Raw genomic sequence first — 278 nt, forward strand, 5'->3', positions numbered from 1 at the left:
GGCTATGGAAGCGGCGGGGGCTAACCGGCTCGTCGATAGAGGAGCTGTAGATGTTCGCGGAGACTACCTCTCGGATTTCGCGGACTGGGAAAAGCAGCTTTGGCAGGCTATTGGAGATCATCTTTCGGTAGAAATTAACAGCCAAGACGAAGCGAATTCAGTTCAGATCCAGTACATGAGCGAAGGTCGAGCAGATGCCCTGTCGACCGATTCGGAGAGCGAGTTTTTTGAGGCCGAAGTTCAAAGAGTTGTCAGGCTTTCAACCGCCGCAGATGGAC

The 278-nt window shown here is 53.2% G+C and carries 1 protein-coding gene; it reads left to right on the forward strand.

From position 1 onward, the window contains the following. Positions 1-278: hypothetical protein (locus tag NCR40_RS31035; protein WP_250511799.1), on the forward strand; the 278-nt coding region annotated here is incomplete at both ends.

Origin of the sequence: Caballeronia sp. GACF4 (assembly GCF_023631025.1) — a bacterium.
Lineage (GTDB): Bacteria > Pseudomonadota > Gammaproteobacteria > Burkholderiales > Burkholderiaceae > Caballeronia.